This window comes from Dongia deserti, assembly GCF_003574735.1.
Lineage (GTDB): Bacteria > Pseudomonadota > Alphaproteobacteria > Dongiales > Dongiaceae > Dongia_A > Dongia_A deserti.
In genome coordinates, this window is sequence record NZ_QORW01000018.1 from 71,255 (window position 1) to 90,465 (window position 19,211).

The following is a 19,211-nucleotide window of genomic DNA, read 5'->3' on the forward strand; positions in this document are numbered from 1 at the left end:
AAACTCTCCCTGTTGCGGCTGGAATTTGTGCGGGCTGAAGCGTGTCGGTCTGAACTCAAAAATTGGGGACGCAAACAGCCGCAGCCGTTTACGCTATTAACCGAAACAGTCCGCGCTTGCTTTTGTTCCTTCTATCCAGCTGCGAAAAGGTGTGCGCACGGCCGGAACCATAGCGCCTTGCGAGACTTGGTTTTTCGAGCCCGCGACAGCGGTGCCGCTTGTCCGGCCACATATTGGCCATGGGAGTACGGTCGCGATGCTGAATGAGGAGTTGAGCGAACTCATCGAGCAGGAGATCCCGCGGCTGCGACGCTACGCGATGTTCCTCGCCAGAGATCCGGAGAAGGCGGACGATCTGGTGCAAGAATGCTTAGTACGCGCGATCGACAACATCGACAAGTTTCAGCCGGGAACGAATATCCGGTCGTGGCTGATGACGATCCTGCACAACATCTTCGTCAATGAGACGAAGAAGCGCAGGCCGCTGCTGACGCAAGACGGCGTCATCGAGCGCTCCACGCCAATCGAGGGCGGGCAGGAAGCGCGCCATCAGATGCGCGACGTGCAACGCGCGTTCGAAGCGTTGAGCTGGCAGCATCGCCAGATCATCTGGTTCATCTGCGTCGAGCAGATGGACTACAACGAGGTCGCGCGGCAGCTCGAGGTACCGGTTGGCACGGTGCGCTCGCGCCTGTGTCGTGCACGCGAGCATCTCAAGCAGCTCATCGAGCTGGAGAGCAAAGGCAAGAACGACGATCTGGGCGAAGAAGGAATGGCGCGCCTGAAAGGCGTCAAATCCCGTCCGCGCAGCGGTCGCTCCGTGAGCGATGCGCCGAAGCGAACGGGAACGCGCGGATGAACCGCTGCTAGATATAGCCGGTCAATAGCGCCACAACCGCGATGACCACAAGGATCGTGAGGAGGCCGCTCGGTGCATAGCCCCAGGACCGGCTGTAAGGCCACGTCGGAACGGCACCGATCAGAAGCAGAATGAGAATGATCAGCAGGATAGTTCCAAGCATAGTTGTCTCCTCCTAGGCTTTTGGCTCTTGAACGCGCCGGCGTGGACCTTGGTTCCTGCGGCGCTCCCCAGCGTCACTGCCGGCCTGGCGCTTGGGCCTTGATTCATCGCGCTTTTCCTTCTCCACAGCGGCTCCGTTGGCGAGTTCTCTGTAGCGATCGTGCAGCTGCTGCAGCTCCTGCTCGCTACGCTCCTCCAGGTCGACGAGCCGGGTATCCGCGGCATCAAGCGCGCGGAGCAGCTCGTCGATCTTGAGATGCAAAGCATGGTTATCGCGGTTCTGGGTGTTCTGGATCAGGAACACCATCAAGAAAGTCACGATCGTGGTGGAGGTGTTGATGATGAGCTGCCAGGTATCCGAATAGCCAGCGATCGGACCGAGCCCGGCCCATACGATGACGATCAGACAGGCCAGGGCGAAGCTAAATGGATGCCCGACCAGTCGGGCAATGTGGGCAGCGGCTCGATCGAAGAAGCTCATGCGCAACTTTTGCACTGCCTATGTTGCTGGATGGCACAACGCCGAGGCATGACCCTGGTTCCTGCGGGAGCGGGGAGGCGTCCAGCAACGCCGAGACGTCCCGGTTGTTTTGGAAGCATGAAACGCATGCAGAGGGCCGCGAAAATGGATAGGGACCGTTCGGATTATTGGGGCTTGTTCGAGAATCGGCCGGCGAGGGAGCGCACATCCTCCGCGGCCGCGACAAGAACGCCAGCGCCACCGAGGGAGAACTCCTCGCCCCGCGGCCGAACGTCCCGCGAGGATGCCGCGGTGGAGCGCAGTAGATGCTAGAATGGATTTTGGGCAACCCAGTGCCGCCCGAGCCACCAATGCCTCCGCCGATCCCACCGGCGCGACCGCAGCCGAGCGATCCCCCGGTCAATCCGCCAGGTGACCCAGTTCCGCCGCCTATTCCCGGGCCGGGCCAGCCGGAGCCGCCCACACCAGATCAGCCGGTCAGCGCTGGGCTCTCGTCTTTCCCTGGGGTGGGGTGACCGAGCCCGCCTTGGCGGGGCCGGAACCTTCATCACTCATTTCAGCGCCCAGCTTCTCGGCAGCGGCGCGCACTTCGCGGATCTTCTCCGCATTGTTTCCGGGCGCTGCGTCGCTGGTCATGTTCTCTTCGGTCGCCACCTGCATCAAGTGCAGGTCGTATTCCCATTGCCGCAACAGCGCGAGTTTCTGCTCGCGCGTCAGGTCCTCTTTCGCGAGCAGAGCCGCAAGGCTCTTGAAGTGACTCGCTACGTCCGTCATGAGCGCGTCAAACGCTTGCTGATCCATGATTCCCTCGTCTCCGTAGCTCGAGGAATCGTGCACACCTAATGGTCAACACGCACGGACTCGTGAGGTTCCGAAACTTGCGGCAACCGGCGCGTCTCCGGCCTGTTTACGAGCACTGAAGTTGTCACTCAATTGTGGAGAGCATGAGATGAAGAGAGCATTGCTTCTGAGCGGCGCGGTTACAGCGATGCTAGGTGCTGCGCCAGTCCTCGCATTTGCCGACGATGCCATTCCGAGCAACGCACCGTCGGTGCAAATAGCGGAGGGCCAAACAGAGACTGGCCAAGTCGACGCAGGCAACCTCATAGGCAAAGAGGTGCAGGATGCGAACGGCGAAAAGGTTGGGGATATCGAGAGCGTGATGGTCGACGAGAGTGGCGAGGTGAAATCTGTGGTCCTCGACGTGAGCGGCTGGCTGGAGGGCGAGAAGCTGATCTCTGTGAACTGGTCGGATCTTCAGATGGCTGAGGACGGCAAGATCACCACGTCCATGACCAAGGAGACCGCTGAGACCGCCGCGAACTATGAATACAAGGACGAAAATCTGCGCGGTCAGGTGATGACCGAAGCCGGCGAGCCTTACACCGCGGCTGGCGCGGCGCCGCGGCCGGTCGGTGGCGAAACGACGACAGCGGATACCGGCACAGCAGATACCGGCACCGCAGATACCGGCGCCGAAGATACGGCCGTGATGAATCCTGACGGCACACTGAATGCCAGCAAGCTGATCGGCCTCGACGTCCAGAGCGCAGAAGACAAGAAGGTCGGTGACATCGGTGAAGTCGTGATCGACAAGAGCGGCCAGATCGAAGGAGTCGTGGTCGACGTGGGCGGATTCCTCGGGTTGGGCACCCATCCGGTGTTGCTGGACTGGAAGGATGTGACCTTAACCAGTCAGGACGGTAGCGACCGGGCCGTGGTCAACCTGAACCGCGAGAAGCTGGAACAAATGCCGGCGTACGAAAGTTCAAGCAGATAACCGACCTGCCACGAGTTGCAGGGAACAGGCGGGTCCCAGCCCGCCTGTTTTCGTTTTGGATTTACCGGCTTGGAAGAGGAGGCAATGATGTCGAGGCGCAGCAAATTCAGCCACACGGAGCGGGCCTATGACGACCTAGTGGATGAGTTCGGCAATCTGGTTGAGGCCATGGAGGAGGTCTTTACGGCGGCCAAGGAGGATGGAAGCGAGAGATTGACCGAGCTCAGAGGGCAAGCCGAAGCCAGCCTCAAGCGCGCGAAAGCACGGCTCGGGCACATGGAGAAGAGTACCGTTGCCAAGGCGCGCAAGCTCGCGTCCGATTCCGATGAGTATGTGCACGAGAATCCGTGGACCGCGATCGGGATCGGGGCCGGGGTCGGATTGCTGGTCGGATTGCTGATCGGACGGAAATGAGCCTGCGCGCAGGCGAGCATCACTCGATGTCCGTGCACGCCACCGATGGCATCGTTCGCTCCGGCCGGCGCATGCTCGCCATTCTGGTCGGCATGGTGCGTACGCGGCTCGGCCTGCTGGCCGTCGAGCTCTTGGAGGAAAGGAATCGCATCTGGCTGATGCTGGTGCTGACGGCGCTGGCACTGATCTTCGCCGCCATGGCGCTGTTGATGCTCTCGCTCTTGGTGGTCGTCGTATTCTGGGACGAGAACAGGTTGCTCGCGATCGGCGCGCTATTCATCTTCTATCTGCTGGCGGCTGGTGCAACGCTGCTGGTGCTTCGGCAAAAGACCAAGGCGGGCTCGGCATTGTTTGCGAGCACGCTTCGTGAGCTCGAAAGGGACAGCGACGAGCTGGGAGGCGAGTTCGAGACGGAAGATGAAGACATCGACTTCGATCGTCCGCGCGGGCGTGCGCGTGGCTAGCGCGCGAGCCGGCGCAGTCGAACTCAGGCGCCGCCGGGAGATGCTGATTGCGCGGGCCGCGCTTGAGCGCGCCGAAATGCGCGATGCGACGCAGGACTTGCTGATTGCCAGCGATCGCATCGCCCGCTTCGTGATGGTCGGTGCCACGCTGATCCGCCGATATTGGCTGCCGCTGAGCGTGCTGTTGGCCGGCGGTTTGTTCAAGCGGACCCGTCCCGTGCTTCGCTTTGCGCGCACTGGCCTTGCGATCTGGCAGACGGCGCGCTTGTTGCGCGCAGCGCGCAGATAGCAACGGCGTGAGCTTTCATCTGTTTACGCAAAGGAGGCGGCAACGACGTTGCCGCTCGTCAGCAGTCGCTACATGACAGGAGCAACCATGAACAAGGACCAAATGCAGGGCAACTGGAAGCAGTTGAAAGGTAAAGTGAAGGAGCAGTGGGGTAAGTTGACTGATGACGATCTTACGATCGTTGAAGGTAATATGGATCAGCTCGCCGGTCGCGTGCAGGAGCGTTACGGCGTTCAGCGAGACGAGGCGGAACGCCAAATCAAGGAGTTCCGGCGTCGTAACGAGGATCTCTGGCCATAGGCACTAAGTGAAGCAAGAACGAATACGGCCCGCATTGCGGGCCGTTTCTTTTTGCGGAAGGCGCGTCAGAAGATGGTGCGGGCCGGGCCGCCTTTCTGCATCGCGCACACGATGAGCGCCACCAGCAGCATGATCAAGGAGATGCCGAACAGGAGCTGTCCGATACTGCTGGCGATCGGCGAAGAGGCACCGAAGCCGAGCGCGCCGGAACTGACCGTGGTGATCAGAAACAGAACGACCCACCGCATGGCGACCTCTCCTCGGAGACCGAACCAGTGAATCAGTTGAACAGCAGCCAGATGACGATCAGGATCGGAATTGGCACGCCCAACAGCCATAGCAACGCGTACCGCATGGCTTACCCTTCACCAAAGTCCCGCCACGCCATCCCGGCGCGACACTGGATTGCCGACAAAACCCGAAACAGGGGCGGTTTGTTCCGGAGGCGCCTGGGCTAAACCGGCTCGGGCGAGCGGGCGGCGGTGTCGGCGCTTGCGGCCTGCTGGCGGTCGTTGGCGGTATCGGGGCGGGCGGGACCGAGGCGGAAGCTCAGTGTGCTGGTTGTGCCTGGCGGGCCGGACGTCGTGATCTCGCCGCCCAGCTGGCGGGTGAAGGCCTCGATCAGAGTCTGGCCCATGCTGCCAGGCATCTCGCCGTCCACCTTGCGCTCCGACTGGCCGATGCCGTCATCGGCGATGATCAGCTTCGCCATGCCGTTCTCTTCGCGCGAGATCCGGACGATGATGTTGCCGGAGCGCTGATTGGGAAAAGCGTGCTTGAAGGAATTGGTGAGGATCTCCGTCGTCAGCAGCGCGAGCGGGACAGCGCGGTCGCCCGTCACCTGGAGATGCGGAATATCGACGTTGAGCCGCACACGCCGCGGCGGGACCCCCGAGCCATCCTGTAGCAGGCTGCACAGGTTCGTCATGAAGGGATGCAGATCCACCTCCTGCATGTCCTGGCTCTCGTAGAGATGCCGATGCACCAGGGCGAGCGCGTTGATCCGCATCTGCACATCGGTGAAGGCCTGCTTGACGGCCTCGCCGCGCGGGATGCGGGCGTAGAGATTGAGGAGGCTGGTCACCGTCTGCAGGTTGTTCTTCACGCGATGGTGGATCTCGCGCAGCATCATCTGCTTCTGCGCCAGCGACTGACGCAGATCGGCTTCGCGTTCATCGAGCCGGATCGCCATCTCGCGCAACGTGTCCGCCAGCTCGCGAAACTCAGCCGGCGCGCCCTCGAATTCGCGTTTGACCGAGAGGTCGCCGACGCTCATGGACCCTGCGGCCTCGGTCAGGCGATTGATCCATTTGGTGACCAGGAAGCGCGTGCCGATGAGGGCTGCGGCCATTGCCGCCACCGAGACGAACGCGAGCACGCCGATCTGGAGGAGAAGCGTAGTCCACAGCGGCTCGATCAACCGGGCCGTCGGCTGACCGAGCAAGACGAACAGCTCCTTGTCACCGATGACGTTGACGGCGTAGTTGCGCCGAATTCCGTCCTGTCCCACGGAATCGAAGGTCCGCACGTAGCCACCGACGACTTCCTGAATGATCTCTGCATCCGGCAGACCGGCTTGCGTATCCACCCCCTGCGCCTTCGGCCCGACCAGAACCTGGCCCGCGCGGTCGAGCAGATAGACCATGGCGTCGGGTGGCAAACCGGGTTCCTGCCCGATCGCCGACAGCCACTCCAGGCGAATGGCCAGCGAGAGGACGCCGGTCACTTCGTTTCGGTCGTTCATCACCGGCGCCGCATAGATGATGACGCCCTCCTGCATCCGGGCAGCGTAGAAGTATCCGCTGACGGCCTCGCGGCGGGTTTCCATCACGGACCTGAACCAGTCCGCGGTCATGACATTGGGAGCGTGTGCGGCTGGGTCGGACTGGCAGACCGCATCGCCCTTGGCATTGCGCAGCACGGTGATGGCGTAGGCGGGGTAGGGGCGGATTGCCGTTTCCAGCAGCTGCGCGCATTCCGCGCCGACTCCCGGCGCGCCGGCAACTGCCGCCACCACCGGGGGCTGATGCGCCAGGTTCTGGATGATGCGGTTGGACTGCCAGAGCAGGTTGGTCTCGTAGTTCGACGCTAGCGTCGCGAAGCGCACGGTCGATTCATGCGCCTGGCGGACCTGATCGCGATAGCGATCGATGGCGGCGATGATGCCGAAGGTGCTGGGAACGACGAGAACGATCGCGAACAGCAGGATCAGCCGGTGGCGCAGTGGCTGCAGGAGCTGACCGAACATAGACAACAGGTCTCCCTCATCACCCGCCCGGGATCTTCGGGGCGCACGACATCGACTCGCGCACCCCGACCCAGACGGCCGACAGGCTAGACCGCCTGTCTGCTCTGTCTAGGCTGACCGAAAAAGGACAGGGCCTGGGAGATCGTAACCTTCAGCGTGTCCGGCTCGAACGGTTTGGTGACGAGGTAGGTCGGCTCCGGCCGCTCGCCGGTGAGCAGGCGCTCCGGATAGGCGGTGACGAAGATCACCGGCACCCTCATGGAATCGAGGATCTCCTTGACCGCCGTGAGGCCCGAGCCACCCGGACCGAGGTCGATATCGGCCAGGACCAGGCCCGGCTGGCTCTTCTGCGCCAGGCGCACGGCTTCGACTTGGCTGGAGGCGATCCCAACCACGGAATGCCCCATGTCCCGCACCAGCCCCACGATGTCGAGGGCGATCACCGGCTCGTCCTCGATCACCAGGATCGAGGTCGCCATCTGCTCGTTCACCGAGGACCATGCGGATGCGAGCAGATCGGCACCTGCCTCGTGCGGGATGCCGAGAATTTGCGAAGCGTCCTGGACCGAAAAGCCTTCGAGCGTTGTTAACAGTAGGATCTGGCGTTCGGAGACGGGCAGGGCCTGCAGACGCGCCTCGACCGACAGGTCGTTGGGTTCGCTCTCACCTTCGTCTTCGTCGTGGACCCCCGTGCGGGACCAGACGTCATGGAACAGGCGGAACAATTGCAGGCGAACATCGCCCGTGGCGGATATGCGATCCGGCTCTTGGAGCAGGTCCTCGAGACAGATGCGCACGTAGGTATCCCCGGTCTGCTGCGAGCCCAAAAGCGCCCTGGCGTAGCGCCGCAGATAGCGCAGGTTTTCTACGATTTTTTCGGATACGTCTGGCATAAGTCCCTCTCTTGCCACCCGTTGATTTTTTTTATGACCAAAGGAACCCCAACCGTAACGTCGGGGTTCCCGTCAGGAGATAAAAATGTGCGGCTCGGGCATAGCTCCATATTCCTACCACATCGGGGATTTGCAGGAAAATGGCTACCGCGTCTAAAAAATCCCCCAGCGACAACAGTGATTTCGGGGCGGCGCACTACGCGTCGGGGGTGAGGTCAGTGAGTAAAGACGATAAAGACAAGGGCGTGAAAAGCGAAGTGATAACATCCCAGAGTTCCCAAACACGCGCGAAAAAGGGCCGCCGCGCGCCGGCCGTGCTTGACCGCTGGTTCGATGCCCAGCTTGGGCGGCTCTATGCCGACGTAGCATCCGAACCCGTTCCCGTTGAAATGCTGCAACTGATCGCCAAGTTGAAGAAACCAAAGCAACCGGGCTCCTGAGAACGCGGTCAATCAATTGGGAAGAAGAGGCATGGAGGAACCGGCGTTCGATCGTATGTCGGCCGAGCTGCAGTCGGCATTGCTCGATGTGCTGCCGCACTTGCGCGCTTTCGCGCGGTCTTTGACACGCAATCGCGACCAGGCCGATGACCTTGTCAACGACACGATCGTGCGGGCGATCAGCGCATCGCAGCAATTCACCCCGGGCACCAATTTCAAGGCGTGGATTTTCACCATCCTGCGCAACCTGTTCTACAACGAGGGACGCAAGCGGCATTCCAGGTTCTCCTCACTCGACGACCTCACGGTGAACGAGCCCTCGATCGGTGCTTCGCAAGAATCGAGCCTGGAGTTCTGCGATTTCCGCCGCGCCTTCTGGCAGCTCAACCCGGATCAGCGCGAGGTGCTGATCCTGGTGGGGGCGAGCGGCCTGAGCTACGAAGAAGCGGCCGCCGTGTGCGACTGCCGTGTCGGCACCATCAAGAGCCGCGTGTCGCGCGCACGGGCCGATCTCAAACGCATGCTCGACGAAGGGACGCTGGCAACCGTCCGCTCCGACATCGCGCCGATCAGCGGCGGCAGCGGCTTGGCAGAAGCTTTGGAACCGGTCATTCCCGCCAAGGCATTCAAGCGCGTGCGCTGACCAGCAATCGCAGTTCCAGAACCAGTGCAATGATGCGGCCAAGCGCCATGTCATCCTCGGCACCGCACTGCGCCGCCGCGGCGCCGAGCTGCGTTTCGTCCTGAACTGCCGCCAGGAACTGCGCAGCGGGCGCATCCAACTCCCGCACCACCAGCGCTCGATCCGGCCGGCAGACCAGCAGGACCTGGGGCCGCGCCGTCATGTCGATGACGGAGAGATCCGGATCGGGCACCTGGTGCGCCTTCCAGAGCTCCGCCACCGGCGCCTTCACCGGAACGACCTGTGCATGCTGCGCCCGGCGGATCGGAAGCGCCTCCAACTGATCCGGCGGCAAGTTCGCAAGCGTGTCTGGTGAGACATACCGTTCGACGGCTGCGTTGTACGAGGCTATGCGCGCGAACTCGAAGCGCGCCACCTCCGAGACATAGGGCAGCGCACCCAGCTCCGGCAGGTCGCTCAGATAGCCCGGAAACTCCGCGCCATATTCGAACAAGCATGGCCGCCGCGGCGGACGCGCGAGCACGAAACGCCGAGCAGCTTGCTCGAAGAAATCGCGTCCGAGCAGGTGCAGCGTGACCGGGAAGTTGGCTTTCAGCGCCTCGCTGAGACCGACCAGGAAATTGTTGCGATAGATGCCGAGGCGCTCCGCGCCGTCGAACGCATCGGCGACGATGGCCGGCGCGAGCTGCGCACTATCACCGGTCAGCAGATAATGGCGATAGGCGCCCTGCAGGTCCGCGAGCCTCACGCGACGCTCCCTTTCGCATGATCGAGGCGTCTTTGCGCCTTCTTTGCCTCCGCCAGCAGGGTTTCCAGCGGCGGCAGAGCGCTGTCCCACTCGATGAGGGTGGGGCGCGGCCCGATCAGAGCGAGTGCGTGCTCGTAAAGGGACCAGACCTGGTCCGAAACCGCAGAGCCGTGATCATCGATGCGGATCGCGCGGTTGCCGATCTGACGCAGATGATGTCCGGAGAGATGGATCTCGCCGATCGGCAGATGCGCGACCGCAGCGAGATAGGCGTGCGCGTCGTCACCGTGGTTCTCCGACGAGACGAAGACATTGTTGACGTCGAGCAGCAGGCCGCAGCCGCTGCGCTGGCAGAGTTCCCTGAGGAACTGCGACTCGGCGCGATCGGATTGCGCGTGCCGCAGATAGGTCGAGGGGTTCTCCACCATCACCGGCCGGCCGATCGCGTCCTGAAAGCGCATGACATTACGCGCGATGATGCCGAGCGTCTCCTCATCGTACGGAATCGGTAGCAGGTCGTTGAAATAGACGCCGCGTGTCACGCTCCATGAAACGTGGTCCGACACCGCGGCCGGGTCTATGCGCCGGACCAGAGCCGCGACGCGTGACAGATGATTCTCGTCCAGACCCTCCGCCGAGCCCAGCGACAGGCCGACGCCATGCAGGCTAATTGCGTAACGCTCGCGTACAGTGTCCAGCAAGGCCGGTGCCGCGCCGCCGCCCAGGAAATTCTCGGTGTGAACCTCGAGCCAGGCGATCTCCGGTCGTTCGGTCGCGACGTGCTCGTGATGTGCTGCGCGCAGGCCGATGCCGCTTGCGACCGGCAGATGTGAGCAGGATGGCAAAGCAGCGTTATCCATTTCATCCGTCCGGGAGAAAGCCGCTGGCGGAGATGGGAGCAGGACGGGCCGTGCCGCCCCAGATGATGAGGGGCCGCAGCCAAGCCAGTTCGGCCGCATCATCGTAGCGGATGGCGCCGTCCGCCACGGAAACACCGAGGCGGCGCCAGAGCTGGTCCAGGTCCATCGCAGAGCCCCGCTCGATATGCTGCTTGGCGAGCGCGGCGATGACGTTTCCGCCCAGCAAGGCATCACAACGGTCGAGCAGTTTCATGGTCGGCCATTTGACTGTCACATCGCCACCTTCGGCCAGGACGGCGCGCAGGCAATCGCTGAACCCGATCTTGCCGCCGCTCGCCTGCAAGGATTCGATCTCCGCCATCAGCACGAACAAGGCTCCGCCCCAGTAGATTCCGCCGCGCCCGGCATTCGCCAATCCGGCGCCGGTCACAGCCGGGATGCCGCGCGGCATCTGGGAAATCCATTCGTGCCAGACGTCGTCCTCGGATTTCCATCCTGCGCGGGCGCGCAGCACGGGTTCGTAGAAGGTCGCAATGCCTTCGTTGAGCCAGGCGCCGGTGTCTCGCATCAGGGGCGAGCCAAGATGAAGCATCTCGTGCACCAGCACCCAGTCGTCGTAGAGATCCTGAGGCGTCGCCCGGCGGCCGACCAAAACCGTCACGACGGCGCCGCCAAGCGACAGCACGCGCCCGAACGGAACGCCGCCGCGCGGAGTGGGAACGAGGATGATTAGACCTTTCCGCGCGGGAGAGCGTGCCCAGAACCGGCGATTGCCCTCCGCCACGGCCGAGACCCAAGCGATCAGTTGTTCCCGCGCGATCAGCGAGCCGTCGGGCTGAATCGCGAGCGTCAACTCCGGATCACCCACGATCTCTTCGGCCGTGACGTTGCCGAGAATCAGCGGCCCGGCTTCGTTGAGGCGCAGCAACGGGACCCGGTAGTAGCCATCCTTGTCCGGCTGGAGCGCGGTGAGAACGGCGCCACCCGCAGGGAACTTGAGGCGGAAACGCAGCATGACCGCGTGCTCCGTCTCGGGCAAGGCCAGCAGGAAGCCCGGCGTCACCAGCGCGGCGTCGCCGAACACCATGGCCGAGCCCATATTGTCTTCGCTCTTCGCGAAGGCGCCAAGATCGTAGGTGAAGCGGCCGTTGCCGTCGCGATAGCCCTCGGGATCGGTCCACCAGTGATCGCGATTGCCGAGCGCGGTGAATTGGGTGACCTTCACCGCGGGATCGCAGGCAACGGAAATGTCGAGCTTGACGGCGCCGGGATCGACGAGCGTGACGTCATAGTCGCAGGTAAGATCATCCGCACGCGCAGGCACCGCCGTGGCGGCCATAAGCGCCGCGCACGCCGTTGCAATGATGCTATGCCGCAGAGCCCAGCCCCTCATGTCCAACCGTTGCCACGATGCCACATTCCAGCCACCCTTGCAGGATCTGCGCGGCGCGCAGCGGCGCTGCATCTGGGCTGACCTGCTGCGCCACCAGCTCGCACATGTCGCCGAAGGTGGCGCCATTCTGCATGGCCTGCAGCGCGGCGTGTTCCAGCAGGTCGATCGCGCGGAACTTCAGGTCGTAAGCAATGCGCCAGACCATGATTGCACGGTCGCAGCGCGCCTGACGATCGAGCGTGACGTCCGCGTTCTCCAGCAAGCGCAACCGCGCTTCGTCGACCGGAGTCGAGACGCCGAAATGGTCGAGCGTCGGATGAAACTGGAGCCGAATGGTGCCCCAGAACTCGGGCGGCATGCCGGCCAGATCTGCAAGCGCCGCCGCCGGCGCGTCCGGCGCATCGAAGGCGAAAGCGAGCGCCCAATCGAAGCGCGCCATGTCGCCAAACCATGGATCATCGCGGTACGGCGCCTCGCCGGCCAGGAATTCAGCGAGTCTTCGGCCGGCCCAGCGGATCGAGGGATGCTGAGATGGATTCCTGGCGATGTAGGCGCGCGCCATGCGGTCGAACGCTTCGTCGCCCATCAGCGCGTTCAGCGCGGGGAAATCGTTGCCGAGCGCTTCGACCAGCCGGGCCCAATAGGCTTTGCGATAGACGCCGAACATGGTCTCGGCGCTCTCGCGCGCATTGCCGCGCACCACGCGCAGAACGTCCTGCGAGCGGCCGATCAAGCCGTCCTGGAACGCGTGCTCGGTGCGCAGCAGATCCATCACGCCACCTGTGCCTGCTTCTTGAGTGCAGCGGCCGCGACCTTGCGGGCATGCGCCAACTCCTGAACCAGCTCTTCGAGCGGCGGAATCTTGTCATCGCGCTCGATCATGGTTGCGACCGGCCCCAGCCGTTGGATGGCATGGGCATAGAGCTGCCATACGTCGCCGACCACCGGATGGTCATGCGTATCGATGATGTAGGTCTTGTTGTTCTCGTGCCCCGCGAGATGGATGTAGGCCACCGCCTCGCGCGGAATCGCGTCGATATAGTCGATGGCGCGGAAATCGTGATTGAAGGCGCTGACATAGATGTTGTTCACGTCGAGCAATAGCCGGCAGCCGGTGCGACGCGCGATCTCCGCCAGAAACTCCCATTCCGGGATCGCATCCTGCGCGAAGGTCACATAGGTCGAGGCATTCTCCAGCGCGAGCTCACGTCCCAGGAACGATTGCACCTGATCGACGCGCGCGGCGACATGCGCCAGCGCTTCCTCGGTCAGCGGCAGCGGCAGCAGATCGTGCATGTTGAGGCCGGCGACGCCGGTCCAGCATAGATGGTCGGAAACGATGGCTGGCTCCACCCGCGCGGCGAGCGCCTTCAGCCGCGCGAGATAATCCATGTTGAGCGGATCGGTGGATCCGATCGACAGCGAGACTCCATGCATCACCATCGGATAGCGCTCGCGGATTGCCATCAGCTTGGCGAGCGGGCGCCCGCCATCCACCATGTAGTTCTCGGAGATGATCTCGAACCAGTCCACATCCGGCGTTCCTTCCAGGATTGCCGGGTAATGCTGAGACCGGAGGCCGAGGCCGAAACCGAGATCCGTGACCGCGCGCTCTGCCATGCTGCGACGCCTGAGGACAGAGTGAAGAAAGGAACAGGCGCCGGCCGATATGCGACCGGCGCCCGTCGATCTTAGCAGAACTCGGTTAGCCGTTGATCACGGTGCCGCCGGCCGCCGTGCAGGCTTCCGCGCTGGATTGCTCGACCCAGCCCTGGCCCTTGCAGGCATTCTGGCCCTTGCAGGAATTGCTGGCGGACTTGCAGGCGCTCTGACCCTTGCATGCATTGATCCCTGCACAATGGACACTATCGGCACTGGCCGGCGCGCTGGTCAGGCTGACTGCGCCACCCATCAACATGGCTGCGGCGGTGGCGGCGAGGGTCGCGCCTGTGATCTTTCTCATCGAAGTCATGGAACTTCCTCCTGGGTCTCAGGTTTTGGTCTCTCGCAGCTGCCGGGAACGGTAGCGGTTCACTTCATGGGGGATAAATCACCTTTGTGTGAGAAAAGGTTATAGAAAGGTCATGGCGCGCCTGTTGCACCTGCGAAGGACGGTCGGTATGTAGGTAGCCTCGCAAATTAGACAGCAGGACTGCCCCACGGGGCTCCACTTTTCACAGCTTGGAGCTGCGAGACGCCATGAATCATCTGGACCGGTTGGAGGCGCAAAGCGTCTACATCCTACGTGAAGCTTTCAACCGTATCGATAAGCTGGCCATGCTCTGGTCCTTGGGCAAGGACAGCAATGTCATGGTCTGGCTCGCCAAGAAGGCGTTCTTCGGCCACGTGCCCTTTCCAGTGATGCACATCGATACCGAGAAGAAATTCCCGGAGATGTACGCCTTTCGCGACCGTTACGCGAAAGAATGGAAGCTCAACCTGATCGCCGACAAATGCCCGCCCGTGGAAGAGGTGGATCCCACTTTGCCGCCGGCTGCACGGTCGGCAGCGCGCAAGACACTGGGCCTCAGGATGGCGATCGAGCGCTATGCTTTCAACGGCATCATCGCTGGCATCCGTCGCGACGAGGAAGCGGTTCGCTCCAAGGAGCGCGTGTTCAGCCCGCGCGGCGAGAGCGGGCAGTGGGATTTCCGCGATCAGCCGCCGGAATTCTGGGACTACTTCAACACCGACCTGCCGCCGGGCACGCATCTGCGCGTCCATCCGCTGCTGCATTGGACCGAAATGGACATCTGGCGCTACATCGCACGCGAGAATATCCCGATGGTCGACCTCTATTTCGCCAAGAACGGCAAGCGCTACCGTTCGCTCGGCGATCAGGACATCACTTTCCCGATCGACAGCACGGCCAACACGATCGAAGAAATCATCATCGAGTTGGAGCAGACGCGGGCGCCAGAGCGTGCTGGCCGCGCCATGGACCGTGAGACCGAGGATGCCTTCGAGCGGTTACGCGCCGCCGGCTATATGTGAGTGTTCCAGCAATGAGCAATGAACGCGATCTGATGCGAGTCGTGATCGTCGGCCACGTCGATCACGGCAAGTCCACCATGGTTGGCCGTCTGTTCCACGACACCGGCTCGCTGCCCGAAGGCAAGCTGGAGCAGATCAAGGCGATGTGCGAGCGGCGTGGCATGCCGTTCGAATGGGCGTTCTTGATGGATGCCTTCCAGTCGGAGCGCGACCAGGGTATCACCATCGATACCGCGCAGATCTGGTTCAAGACGCCGAAGCGCGACTACACCATCATCGACGCGCCCGGCCATCGCGAATTCATCAAGAACATGATTACCGGCGCTTCAAGCGCCGAAGCCGCCATCATGCTGATCGACGCCAGCCAGGGCGTGCAGCAGCAATCGCGCACCCATGCATTCCTGCTCAATCTGCTCGGCATCCGGCAGATCATCGTGATCGTCAACAAGATGGATCTGATCGACTATTCCGAAAGGACCTTCGAGGCGATCAAGGCCGAATATGTCCGCTATCTGGACGAGATCGGCATCGTGCCGAATTTTGTCATTCCGGCCGTGGCGCGCGACGGCGACAATCTGGTCCACCGCTCAGAGCGCATGAGCTGGTTCCAGGATGGAACGCTGATCTCGGCCCTGGATTCGTTCCAGAGCCAGGGCGATCTCAAGGCGTTGCCGCTGCGCTTCCCGATCCAGGACGTCTACAAGTTCGATGACCGGCGCATCCTCAGCGGGCGCATCGTGAGCGGGCGGATCAAGGTCGGCGACCGGCTGATGTTCTCGCCCTCCAACAAGGTCGCGCGGGTCAAGACCATCGAGGCGTGGAACGCCGCGCCGCCGGACGAAGCGGGGCCTGGTCAGTCAATCGGCATTACCACGGACGAGCAGCTCTTCATCGAACGCGGCGAGATCGCCAGTCACGAGGAGGACGCGCCGATCGAAACCAACGTGTTTCACGGCCGCCTGTTCTGGCTCAGCAGGAAGCCGATGACGGAGGGCGAGACCTATCGCCTCAGGATGCAGACCAGGGACGTGCAGGTGACGGTCGAACGGATCGAGGCGATCTACGATCCGGATGCGCTGGCACAGCGGCCGGCGGAGCGGGTGGAGCGGAACGAGATCGCCGATGTCGTGCTGCGGTCCTACGCCCTGCTGGCCCTGGACGATGCCGAGAAAAATCAGCGCACCGGCCGTTTCGTGCTCAGCGACGGCGCGAATATCGTCGCCGGAGGCACCATCAGCATGCGCGACTATCCCGACCAGCGGAAGCTGGTCACGATCAGGTCGACCAACATCACCGCGGTCGCGCATCGCATCACCAACACGCAGCGCGTGTCGCGCAACGGACACAAGGGCGGCGTGCTGTGGTTCACCGGTCTGTCCGGCGCGGGCAAGTCGACCATCGCCATGGCGGTGGAGCAGGAGTTGTTCCGCCGTGGCTTCCAGACGTATGTGCTGGACGGTGACAACGTGCGTCGTGGCCTCAATTCCAACTTGTCCTTCTCGCCGGAGGATCGCGCCGAGAACATCCGCCGGGTAGGCGAGGTGGCGGCCCTATTCGCGGATTCAGGCCAGATCGTGGTCACCGCCTTCATCTCGCCCTACCGTTCCGACCGGCGGCGTGCCCGCGCGGCCGCCAAGGACGGTTTCCACGAGATCTACATCAAGGCGAGCCTCGAAACCTGCGAGAAGCGCGATCCGAAGGGCCTGTATCGGCGCGCGCGTAGTGGCGAGATCGCGGAGTTCACCGGCGTGACCGCACCCTACGAAACGCCGGAATCACCCGAGCTTACCATCGACACGGACAAGCTCACGATCGAGGAGAGTGTTGCTGCGGTGCTCGAGTATGTCGACAAGACCTTCAGGAAACACTCGTGATTTCGGCGATTCACCGCTGTGCTGAAACTGCGACTCAAGATGCTGTAAAGTCACACAATATCGTGGTGGCGTTTTAAGCTTGCGCCGCCGATTTCCCCTGCTTTAAGTTGTCTTTAAACAACGCGGCCGCGGCATGGCTAATACAGCCGTAAGTTCGCGGCGTTTGGGTGGCTAAGAGCATAGATTGCCGGTGTGTTGCTTGCCGCTCCCTGGGTTTGTGGGCCCCAAGGAGCCATGGTGCTTTTTGTCCAACGCTTCATCCTGTTGGGGGGTATGGCAGAGATGAAAGATGTGAAGGCCCGACTTGGCGAGCTCGTTCGCCGGTGGTTTGCCCCGCGCGAAATCATCATCCGCACCAGCGGCCGCATCCAGTTCATATGCCTGTCCACACGCGCGCAATTCATTGCAACCACCGTGCTTGGCGGCGTTGTTCTGGGCGCGCTCGGCGCTTCGATCAATCTCGCGATCGAGCAGCTGCACCAGTATTCCCGCGACATCGCGGTTCGCCAGGCGGAATCGGCCTATAACGAGCTGCTGACCGCGTTCGGCGATTACGTCGAGCGGGCTGGCGACTCCATCGCGGCAGCGGACGCCGAAGTCGCGGCGCTGGCAGCGCGCGCCAATCCGGGCGGCAGCGCCCTGTCCACGCCGGCCCAATCCGGTGACATGCTGGCGAGCTTGTCCGGCCGCGGCGATGCCGCGCTGAAATCGGCGCTCCGTGACCGACTCACGATGTTCGAGGCCGACCTGCGCAAGGTGTCGGAGCGCAACAAGCTGCTGGTCGGCGAGCTCTCGGTGCTGAAGCGCGAACTGCAGCAGGCGCAGTTCGACCGCGACACCGCGATCGACGCGCGCCAGGCCAAAGCTGCCCAGCTGGCCGAAGAGATGAACAAGACCCGCACGCTCGGCGAACGCGGCGCGGCCTTGCAAAGAGAGCTGGCGGAAGTGACGGCGCGCGGCGCGGGCGCGGAAACCCGCATCAATTCGCTGAACGCCAAGGTGGCAAGCCTGGACGCGGAGCTTCGGGACACCAACCGCCGCGCCGGCGACATCGAGGAGCAGGCCCGGCAGTTGACCGTCGCGCTCAATACCGCGATCGAGCAGCGCAACCGGCTGCAGAACGAGCGCGCCAGGATGGCCGGGACGGTGGGCGAGCTGCGCCAGCAACTGGCGTCGTTGCAGGAAAGCCAGGCCAACTTTGTCGCCAACCTCGCGGAGCGCGCGCGCGACAATATCGAAGACATGGAAAAGACCGTCGCGATGACGGGCCTCGATGTCGACAAGCTGCTGCAGAGCATCGACCAAGAGTCCGGCGAAGGCGGACCGTTCATTCCTGTACCGGCCGGCACCAACGACGAGGGCGAGCAGAAGTTGCTGGCGAGCGTCGCCTCGCTCGGCGATCAGGTGGAGCGCTGGGAAAAGCTGCGCCTGATCCTGCGCACCCTGCCGCTGACCGCTCCGATCGACAGCTACTATATTTCCAGCATGTATGGCACGCGCACGGACCCGTTCAACGGCGCCCGGGCGCTCCACGAAGGCGTCGATATGGTCAGCAAGCTCCGGTCGGAAGTGCTGGCGACCGCGCCGGGAACCGTAACATTTGCCGGTTGGAAAGGCGGTTACGGTCGCCTGGTCGAGATCGACCACGGCCTCGGCATCGTCACCCGCTATGCCCACCTCCATGCCATTAACGTAAAGGTAGGAGATGTGGTCGACTATCGGCAGGAGATCGGCAAATTGGGAAGTTCCGGCCGATCCTCCGGGCCGCACGTCCATTTTGAAGTCCGTTACAATGGCCGTCCGCTCGACCCCATGGCATTTTTGAAGGCGGGTCGATATGTTTTCAAAGGGTAGCAAGAAGGCGTCTGCCGGCAGCACCAGCGACAGCGCGCGTTCAGCCAAAACCTCGGTGCCCTCCATCATCAGTTCCGATCTCCGGATCAACGGCGATCTCGTCTGCAGCGGCGACGTACAGGTCGACGGCTGGGTGGAAGGCGATATTCAAAGCCGCAACATCGTGATCGGGGAGGCCGCCACCGTGCATGGCGCGTTGCAGGCCGAGACGGTGCGGATCTGCGGCCTGGTGAAAGGCGCGATCAAGGCTGACTCGGTCGTGCTGGAGAAGACCGCCAAGGTCACCGGCGACATCCTGCACAAGACCCTGACGATTGAGGAAGGGGCTCAGCTCGAAGGCATGTGCAAACGGCTCGACGCGCCGACCGCGCAGGGTGTACTGCCAGCGCCGGCTGTGGCCGCGAATGAGACCAAGGCGCTCGCCAGCAGCGACGCCATCAAGCCGCTCGCCGAGCGGATCGCGGCGATCGGGTAAGGGCCACCCTCTGCGTAAGTTCTTGTCATGGTCGTGCCAA

General features: G+C 62.8%; 24 protein-coding genes. 12 read left to right on the forward strand and 12 right to left on the reverse strand.

The features are described 5' to 3' along the window. The first annotated feature begins 256 nt into the window (after positions 1–256). Complete coding sequence (locus tag DTX69_RS23495; protein ID WP_284736017.1) at positions 257–859, forward strand: sigma-70 family RNA polymerase sigma factor; 603 nt, start codon at positions 257–259, stop codon at positions 857–859. A gap of 7 nt (positions 860–866) precedes the next feature. Here the strand turns inward: DTX69_RS23495 and DTX69_RS23500 are convergent, their stop codons facing one another. The 3 genes from DTX69_RS23500 to DTX69_RS23510 form a co-directional block, all read right to left on the reverse strand. Next, positions 867–1,022: a DUF3309 family protein gene (locus DTX69_RS23500; protein WP_119304024.1), complete on the reverse strand. Its 156-nt coding sequence runs from the start codon at positions 1,020–1,022 to the stop codon at positions 867–869. 12 nt (positions 1,023–1,034) lie between these two features. Next, positions 1,035–1,502 carry a low affinity iron permease family protein gene (locus tag DTX69_RS23505; protein ID WP_119304025.1) on the reverse strand — a complete coding sequence of 156 codons (468 nt, stop codon included), beginning with the start codon at positions 1,500–1,502 and terminating at the stop codon, positions 1,035–1,037. A 477-nt stretch (positions 1,503–1,979) separates the two neighbouring features. Then, positions 1,980–2,303 (reverse strand): hypothetical protein, encoded by a 324-nt coding sequence (locus DTX69_RS23510; RefSeq protein WP_119304026.1) that lies wholly within the window; start codon positions 2,301–2,303, stop codon positions 1,980–1,982. Positions 2,304–2,451: 148 nt separating this feature from the next. Here DTX69_RS23510 and DTX69_RS23515 point away from each other — a divergent pair, with 148 nt between their 5' ends. The 5 genes from DTX69_RS23515 to DTX69_RS23535 all read left to right on the forward strand — a co-directional run bounded on the left by DTX69_RS23515 (position 2,452) and on the right by DTX69_RS23535 (position 4,749). Next, a complete protein-coding gene (locus DTX69_RS23515) occupies positions 2,452–3,282 on the forward strand; it encodes a PRC-barrel domain-containing protein (RefSeq protein ID WP_119304027.1) in 831 nt (276 codons plus the stop codon). An 87-nt stretch (positions 3,283–3,369) separates the two neighbouring features. Continuing rightward, positions 3,370–3,696 carry a DUF883 family protein gene (locus DTX69_RS23520; protein WP_162917499.1) on the forward strand — a complete coding sequence of 109 codons (327 nt, stop codon included), beginning with the start codon at positions 3,370–3,372 and terminating at the stop codon, positions 3,694–3,696. Further along, complete coding sequence (locus DTX69_RS23525) at positions 3,693–4,160, forward strand: phage holin family protein (RefSeq protein WP_119304029.1); 468 nt, start codon at positions 3,693–3,695, stop codon at positions 4,158–4,160. The genes DTX69_RS23520 and DTX69_RS23525 overlap by 4 nt, the downstream gene beginning before the upstream one ends. Next, a complete protein-coding gene (locus tag DTX69_RS23530; protein ID WP_162917500.1) occupies positions 4,114–4,449 on the forward strand; it encodes a hypothetical protein in 336 nt (111 codons plus the stop codon). Before DTX69_RS23525 ends, DTX69_RS23530 begins: the two co-directional genes overlap by 47 nt. 87 nt (positions 4,450–4,536) lie before the next feature. Then, entirely contained in the window at positions 4,537–4,749 is a 213-nt protein-coding gene (locus tag DTX69_RS23535) for a CsbD family protein (RefSeq protein ID WP_119304031.1), read from the forward strand. Between the two features lie 65 nt (positions 4,750–4,814). Here DTX69_RS23535 and DTX69_RS23540 read toward each other — a convergent pair whose 3' ends face one another. The 3 genes from DTX69_RS23540 to DTX69_RS23550 form a co-directional block, all read right to left on the reverse strand. Then, a complete protein-coding gene (locus DTX69_RS23540; protein WP_162917501.1) occupies positions 4,815–4,997 on the reverse strand; it encodes a DUF1328 domain-containing protein in 183 nt (60 codons plus the stop codon). A gap of 206 nt (positions 4,998–5,203) precedes the next feature. Continuing rightward, positions 5,204–6,997: a sensor histidine kinase gene (locus DTX69_RS23545; RefSeq protein WP_119304033.1), complete on the reverse strand. Its 1,794-nt coding sequence runs from the start codon at positions 6,995–6,997 to the stop codon at positions 5,204–5,206. 86 nt (positions 6,998–7,083) lie between these two features. Beyond that, positions 7,084–7,890 (reverse strand): response regulator, encoded by an 807-nt coding sequence (locus tag DTX69_RS23550; protein WP_119304034.1) that lies wholly within the window; start codon positions 7,888–7,890, stop codon positions 7,084–7,086. Between the two features lie 140 nt (positions 7,891–8,030). Between DTX69_RS23550 and DTX69_RS23555 the strand changes: the two genes are divergently transcribed. Together DTX69_RS23555 and DTX69_RS23560 are read left to right on the forward strand one after the other, a co-directional pair. Beyond that, positions 8,031–8,330 (forward strand): NepR family anti-sigma factor, encoded by a 300-nt coding sequence (locus tag DTX69_RS23555; protein ID WP_119304035.1) that lies wholly within the window; start codon positions 8,031–8,033, stop codon positions 8,328–8,330. A gap of 31 nt (positions 8,331–8,361) precedes the next feature. Further along, positions 8,362–8,973 (forward strand): sigma-70 family RNA polymerase sigma factor, encoded by a 612-nt coding sequence (locus DTX69_RS23560; protein ID WP_284736018.1) that lies wholly within the window; start codon positions 8,362–8,364, stop codon positions 8,971–8,973. On the opposite strand, the gene DTX69_RS23565 is transcribed toward DTX69_RS23560, so the two are convergent. The 6 genes from DTX69_RS23565 to bufA2 form a co-directional block, all read right to left on the reverse strand. Further along, entirely contained in the window at positions 8,957–9,721 is a 765-nt protein-coding gene (locus DTX69_RS23565; RefSeq protein ID WP_162917502.1) for an HvfC/BufC family peptide modification chaperone, read from the reverse strand. The genes DTX69_RS23560 and DTX69_RS23565 overlap by 17 nt on opposite strands. Then, positions 9,718–10,581, reverse strand: a complete 864-nt coding sequence (gene bufB, locus DTX69_RS23570; protein ID WP_119304037.1) for an MNIO family bufferin maturase — start codon at positions 10,579–10,581, stop codon at positions 9,718–9,720. The genes DTX69_RS23565 and bufB (DTX69_RS23570) overlap by 4 nt, the downstream gene beginning before the upstream one ends. A 1-nt stretch (position 10,582) precedes the next feature. Beyond that, positions 10,583–11,920 carry a gluzincin family metallopeptidase gene (locus tag DTX69_RS23575; protein ID WP_119304038.1) on the reverse strand — a complete coding sequence of 446 codons (1,338 nt, stop codon included), beginning with the start codon at positions 11,918–11,920 and terminating at the stop codon, positions 10,583–10,585. Between the two features lie 28 nt (positions 11,921–11,948). Next, on the reverse strand, positions 11,949–12,746 hold the full coding sequence (locus DTX69_RS23580; protein ID WP_119304039.1) for an HvfC/BufC N-terminal domain-containing protein: 798 nt from the start codon (positions 12,744–12,746) through the stop codon (positions 11,949–11,951). Further along, a complete protein-coding gene (bufB, locus tag DTX69_RS23585) occupies positions 12,746–13,594 on the reverse strand; it encodes an MNIO family bufferin maturase (protein ID WP_119304040.1) in 849 nt (282 codons plus the stop codon). Before bufB (DTX69_RS23585) ends, DTX69_RS23580 begins: the two co-directional genes overlap by 1 nt. Positions 13,595–13,679: 85 nt before the next feature. Continuing rightward, on the reverse strand, positions 13,680–13,946 hold the full coding sequence (gene bufA2, locus DTX69_RS23590; RefSeq protein ID WP_284736019.1) for a BufA2 family periplasmic bufferin-type metallophore: 267 nt from the start codon (positions 13,944–13,946) through the stop codon (positions 13,680–13,682). Between the two features lie 227 nt (positions 13,947–14,173). On the opposite strand from bufA2, the gene cysD reads away from it, so the two are divergent. The 4 genes from cysD (at position 14,174) to DTX69_RS23610 (ending at position 19,171) form a co-directional block, all read left to right on the forward strand. After that, a complete protein-coding gene (gene cysD, locus DTX69_RS23595; RefSeq protein WP_119304041.1) occupies positions 14,174–14,968 on the forward strand; it encodes a sulfate adenylyltransferase subunit CysD in 795 nt (264 codons plus the stop codon). Between the two features lie 11 nt (positions 14,969–14,979). Then, complete coding sequence (cysC, locus tag DTX69_RS23600; RefSeq protein ID WP_284736020.1) at positions 14,980–16,842, forward strand: adenylyl-sulfate kinase; 1,863 nt, start codon at positions 14,980–14,982, stop codon at positions 16,840–16,842. Positions 16,843–17,124: 282 nt separating this feature from the next. Continuing rightward, positions 17,125–18,696, forward strand: a complete 1,572-nt coding sequence (locus tag DTX69_RS23605) for a M23 family metallopeptidase (protein ID WP_284736021.1) — start codon at positions 17,125–17,127, stop codon at positions 18,694–18,696. Further along, entirely contained in the window at positions 18,680–19,171 is a 492-nt protein-coding gene (locus DTX69_RS23610) for a bactofilin family protein (RefSeq protein ID WP_119304043.1), read from the forward strand. Before DTX69_RS23605 ends, DTX69_RS23610 begins: the two co-directional genes overlap by 17 nt. Positions 19,172–19,211 lie beyond the last annotated feature (40 nt).